The sequence below is a fragment of the Geobacillus sp. Manikaran-105 genome, assembly GCF_002809955.1.
GTDB lineage: Bacteria > Bacillota > Bacilli > Bacillales > Anoxybacillaceae > Geobacillus > Geobacillus thermophilus.
Map to the genome: position 1 here is coordinate 1 of NZ_PIJG01000088.1, position 5,188 is coordinate 5,188.

The 5,188-nt window shown below is 39.8% G+C and carries 9 protein-coding genes and 1 pseudogene; 9 read left to right on the forward strand and 1 reads right to left on the reverse strand.

All coding sequences use genetic code 11. The features are described 5' to 3' along the window. Window positions 1-441: DUF4277 domain-containing protein (locus tag CV945_RS16165; protein WP_157807552.1), on the reverse strand; the 441-nt coding region annotated here is incomplete at its 3' end. A 323-nt stretch (window positions 442-764) separates the two neighbouring features. Here CV945_RS16165 and CV945_RS16175 point away from each other — a divergent pair. The 9 genes and pseudogenes from CV945_RS16175 to CV945_RS16210 form a co-directional block, all read left to right on the forward strand. Beyond that, the gene (locus CV945_RS16175; protein ID WP_100660161.1) at window positions 765-1,337 is read left to right on the forward strand and encodes a hypothetical protein; all 573 of its coding nucleotides are present in this window, start codon (window positions 765-767) and stop codon (window positions 1,335-1,337) included. 57 nt (window positions 1,338-1,394) lie between these two features. Then, on the forward strand, window positions 1,395-1,559 hold the full coding sequence (locus CV945_RS17135; RefSeq protein ID WP_157807554.1) for a hypothetical protein: 165 nt from the start codon (window positions 1,395-1,397) through the stop codon (window positions 1,557-1,559). A gap of 117 nt (window positions 1,560-1,676) precedes the next feature. Beyond that, window positions 1,677-2,489, forward strand: a complete 813-nt coding sequence (locus CV945_RS17675) for a hypothetical protein (protein ID WP_232722271.1) — start codon at window positions 1,677-1,679, stop codon at window positions 2,487-2,489. 124 nt (window positions 2,490-2,613) lie between these two features. Further along, window positions 2,614-2,937 (forward strand): hypothetical protein, encoded by a 324-nt coding sequence (locus tag CV945_RS16185; protein ID WP_232722274.1) that lies wholly within the window; start codon window positions 2,614-2,616, stop codon window positions 2,935-2,937. Window positions 2,938-3,016: 79 nt separating this feature from the next. Continuing rightward, window positions 3,017-3,139 (forward strand): restriction endonuclease, encoded by a 123-nt coding sequence (locus tag CV945_RS17985; protein WP_221628998.1) that lies wholly within the window; start codon window positions 3,017-3,019, stop codon window positions 3,137-3,139. Next, window positions 3,136-3,312, forward strand: a complete 177-nt coding sequence (locus CV945_RS17370; RefSeq protein ID WP_232722277.1) for a topoisomerase DNA-binding C4 zinc finger domain-containing protein — start codon at window positions 3,136-3,138, stop codon at window positions 3,310-3,312. Before CV945_RS17985 ends, CV945_RS17370 begins: the two co-directional genes overlap by 4 nt. Before the next feature lie 53 nt (window positions 3,313-3,365). Continuing rightward, entirely contained in the window at window positions 3,366-3,983 is a 618-nt protein-coding gene (locus CV945_RS16195) for a hypothetical protein (RefSeq protein WP_094238548.1), read from the forward strand. A gap of 733 nt (window positions 3,984-4,716) precedes the next feature. Further along, window positions 4,717-5,100, forward strand: a complete 384-nt coding sequence (locus CV945_RS17680) for a DUF3986 family protein (protein ID WP_232722279.1) — start codon at window positions 4,717-4,719, stop codon at window positions 5,098-5,100. Then, window positions 5,091-5,188: pseudogene (locus CV945_RS16210) on the forward strand (IS982 family transposase); the annotation flags it as partial. The gene CV945_RS17680 and the pseudogene CV945_RS16210, both read left to right, overlap by 10 nt.

The window sequence follows — 5,188 nt, forward strand, 5'->3', positions numbered from 1 at the left end:
TAAGGCCTCTAACGAGGCCGATTCATACGCGCCGTAAACGGTCTTGTCCGTCGTATCGGCGTGGAAGGCTCGGAGGGAAAGGCCTTCTTTGCGATAAATATGAATCAAGCAAGTGCTGATGACGTTGTGAATGCCAGCCTCATACAGGCGATCGAGATGACGGGCCAACGCATCGTCGTTCAACCAGGAAGGATGGAGATCGGGACGGATGAGTTTCTCACAATCGACCTCCTGAGCCCAATGTTCCAAGTGAACAAGGGCTTGCCGGCCGTCAAACACATTGTAGAGGATGGCCTGAACGGCATCGCTGACTCGCGTTTGGCACTGCGGATCGACGGGCACGAGATGGTCAATCAATTGAGGCAGACCCAGTTTCTTGAATAGGGCACTTATTATATTCAAATAAGAATTGCGATAGACCTTTTTGACTTGAACGTTCATAAGAGAAAAACTCCTTTACGTTCCTTGTGTGTCAAGGATTCATTCGACATCGGAACGAAAAAATCCTCCCGATTTTCGTCGAGAGGGTGCGAAATGTGAGTTCCATCAATTGGTGTACGTGCAAAAAAATGAAACATTGAATGAGTTTGAAAGGTTAATGCTGAAAGATTTGACTGCTTTATTGAGAAAAAAGGGATTTGATCGTTTTCAAAACTTTCAAATCCTTGCTTGTCCTTTAGTTGACCACTGCTCCTACTTTCATTTTTATACAGATGAACAATTTTTTCATTTAAGTGCCAATCGTATTGAAAAGGAGTGGTATTATGAATTCCGTTAGTATACGAGAGAACATAAAAAATGCTTTTGAGGTTGTGCGAAAAACGTACGAGAGTGTCGATAAACTGTTGGCGGAATTGGATCGCCAATCGGTCGAATGTGGATTTGTTCCGGTGACCCCGCAATTTTTGCGCTGGAAATCGGACCGCGAGTATCAAGGCTGGTTCATTCAATCTTTTATCAAGCTATATCAGAGAGATTCTGCGCCTCCTTGCCAGTCGGGGAATGGGTTGAAAAACGACCCAATCTATGCGGTTGAAATCTCATTCAAAGAAGAACCACGAATGACGTTGTGCAAATACGTGTATTCAACCCTTGAACATTGGGATAAACCGCCGAGCGTTTCCGAACATTGGTTTTTCTATTGGCCTTTATATGATGGTGATAACTTTACTGATCATGAACTTGAAAATGGAGTGTTTAGAACTGTTCCAAATGATGAAAAAACTTCGGAAAAATATGGTAAAATTCAAGAAGTTATTTCAAAGGAAATTGACTTATTATCCATTACATCAACGAACATTAAGGATAGGGTGTTTGATGAGTTGAAGCGTTTGTGACAGATAAACTGGAATTAGGGAAATCAAAACAGTTGACGGACTGAGGAGGGGCGGTGCGTGGGGATCAAAATAGAAATGCCTATTCGGATGGCAATATTCCGTCTAGCGGAGTTGGATAAATGGAGAAACGGCGAAAGAGAAAACGGTAAAGATTTTTATTGCAGAAAACTGCCTAGAACAAAAGGATTTGGTTATTTGGAAGTTTTAAAAAGAAGCCGATAGAGTATAATTGCCATTTCACACTGCTTGCGGCGAAGATGTAGCGAGCCCTGCTTTTTTCCCGTGAATCGGGAATCGCACTGGCCAAGAAGCATTGTATAAAGATATAGGGGGAGAGGAATGAACATGCTGAGCTTTGAGCATAAGAAAGCTATTTTTCGATCATTTAAGCAATTACAAGAAAAGCCTATAAGCAATAATCGAGTAAATTATGTTTATCGAGAAAGCTTGCAAAGAGGGAAAGTATTAGCTAGGGAATTATCCCCTAAGGGAAATGGATATGTAAATGGCAATTATATGGATAGTGAAATCATAAAGAAAAAAGGATATAATGTTGATCCACGAGGATGGATAAAAATTACAGATTTTTCTGAGCAACAGTTAAGGGAAGTAATTGAGATTGCCATGATGTCTATGTCGGGGAAAAGTGCTGAAATGATACAACACGATACAAATTTGAACCATGACAGTAACGAAATGAAGCAGCAAGAAATAAGGCTGGAAACTTCAACTTCTTTTGAGAGACTCGTTCGTTCATGTTTGTATAATTGGATTGGCTACGGAAATGTCAATGCCCCGGTTTGGTTTCTTGGGGTTGAAGAAGGCGGTGCGGAAATATGGAGACACCGTACGAAAACGCTTGAACAAAGTTTAGAGATTCGCTCAAAGTTTCATCTTCAAATGGATTTTCGGCATGTTTGGGAAGATTTGTACAATATACCATTATCATCATGGACAGGTCCTAATGTTTGGCGCTATATAGCAGCTTTTATTTTGGAATTCGAAGGAAGGGATGCAACTGTTGAAAATATTAACGATTACATTTTTTATGCAAAGCAATTAGGGAGAGAAAGCTCCAATCATTTTCTTGGCGAATTGATGCCATTGCCTAAGCGATCCAAAAAAAGCATAGAACCTTATGAATCTATATAAGTTGCAATAAAGATTTTCCGATTGTTCGATTCTGTTTTCCCTTCATACAAGTCGACTTTGATAGAATGCGGCGGGCGCTCTGCCGGATGTAAAACAAAGTTTCAACTTATATATTTGGAGTTCTGTGAATGATTATTATGATGAAGTAGCCAACAACAGACTTTCCCTTATTCGTAAAACAATCATTGAAAATCAAAATGTAAAGCTCATTGTATCTTATGATCAAACGCTCACTGAAATGATGCTAAACTATTTCTCTTCAACGATTGAAACTGTTAGTACGTGGAATTTTAACCATGAGCAATATACACTTTATAAAATTACATTAGGTAATGAAAGATCTATTTTGATGCTTTCCACTCCTTTTTTTGGTAATGGCAGAATTAGTTATAATGGGATAAGAAATGTTGCGAGACGTATTATAAATGAAGGATGGATAGTTCTGTAGTTTGCTTATCTGCGCTATTCACCATACTATGTTTGAACACGATGCCTATTAATTGTCATGTTGTCGCGATGATTCGAATGTGAAAGAACATTTTAAAAAATTATTTGTTAAGCGGATAAGCTGGTTTAAAATTGATACGCTGATGGGCTCTTACAACTCGGACTGGGTGCTTGTTAAAAACAAGCAGCAGGAAAAAAGATGAAAAAGCGGCACGTGCAGACGATTCGGACAAAGCAGGAACAGCTGCAACAACAGACACAGCAAAACCGTTGTCCGAAATGTGGCGTTGTTCTGATCGTTCGGAAAGGAAAATACGGGACATTCAAAGGTTGCAATAATTACCCGAAATGTAAGTTTACGCAGTCGATTGGCTGAACTTGCAACATGACGCTCGGGCAGCAACTATAGATAAAGGAAGGAGAAGAATGATGTTTTCTATTCACGAGGAATTGGAACGTCTATCGCAAAAGCATCCATTTTTTGCTTCAAAAGAAGCGTTTAAACAGTCATTAAAATTTCAGCTTCAAGAAAAATTCCGCGTCGAAGAGAACAAACACTTTCATGATTATTTGATCGATTTGTGGGTTGAAGAACCGGAAAGTGGGTGCCAATACGCGATTTGTTTAATGAACAAGCTCGCTCGGGCCACGATAAGACAAAACGCGCAAACGATTGAATTGAAGCATCACGGCGCTGAGGATCAAGGGCGTTATGATTTTTTGGCGCAAGTGGAAAAGTTAGAGCGAATAACTATGGGGAGAAGGAATGTCTACGGGATCGTTGTGCTGCTAACGAATGACCATTTGTACTGGACTGAGCCGATGCGATCAAATACGGTGGACTGCGAGTTTCGCATCCATGAAAATCGGATCATCACCGGGGAGTTGAAATGGCTGGAACATGCGTCAGCAGGAACGACAAAAAACCGTGAAGAACCGATTGTCATAAAAGGGATGTATAAAATGCAATGGCATCATTATTCAACCATTAGCAATGAAAAACACGGAGAGTTTCGTTACTTAGCCGTTTATGTTAGAGCTGATTAAAAAGGGAAAAGATATATATGCAGGGGATCATATTTCATCAATCATTCCAGCATATATTGGCAATAGGCGGACAAGTCTTCCTTTTATTTTTGCACAGTCCAAAACCAGCCAAAAATGGCCATAGGTGTGTAGCGTTATTTTACTTTCACAAACTAAAGTGCGATGTTGATATATCAATGGTTTGGACGTTTGACGATTTTGTTCCATACGTCTAGTTTACATAACAGCAATTTATTTTTTGCAGGGTTCGTGGGAGGGGCAAAACCGCTCCTTGCTGCCTAAGGGAATCAATGGTAAAATGAAGGTGCTCTTTTAAAAGGATGTCCTCGCTGAGAGGATAAAAATAAGTTTGGCACATGACAATGTTTCCATTTTAAGAGGTGAATCGATTGCATAAAAAGAGAGCCGTCGGCAAAACGAACATGATGCGGCTCTCTTTTTTGCCATTATCAAGAAGTTCTGCTTTATTGATGTTTTCTGGCTAGTCCCTTGAATATGAGTGGAATGCCGCGCAGCTCTCTCTTTGTTATGTTCCAGGTTAATCGTGCTAGAAGCTAGTAGCAAGTTATTCAAAAGGCGGGAAGCATCGTTGAATTTTGTGGAAGGATATTATAATCAAATCAAGTTTAGGGATGCAGAATCGAAAAATTTGGTTGGTGCATTAAGAGACGGGAGTGGATCAACGTGAAATTTGATCCAAATCAGCATCTTCATTTAGGATATTATGAGAACAATGTTGACTTATATACATGCAACGAAAAAGTTTAACATATCATTGACGGAAAAGTCGCTTATCCACTTTTCGACTGGCGGTGACCGAACAATCACCCGCTTCGCAGCCTCGCCCGACAGTCGATCCAATCGCTCTGTAAAAACTACAAATGTTAAAGATTCAAATTGCACCTATATAGAAGCAGTTGCATATAAAATTCAGAACGAAAATAAGTGGGTGGTTTTTTTAGATCATGAACAAGATACTACATTAGTTCAAAAAATATTAAATCAGTATGATTATCATGAAAAATATGGTTACAAGATTTTTACTATTGATGCAGATGATTTATCTTATGAAGTCGGAAGCAAGCTATTGGAAGAATGGTTAAAAAGTATGTGGTGACGGAAGCATCTTGCCACGATCGAATCGCAGCCGAAAGCGTGATGACCCAAATTCCCCACCCGTATAACTTCGGGGACAAAGGATTCAT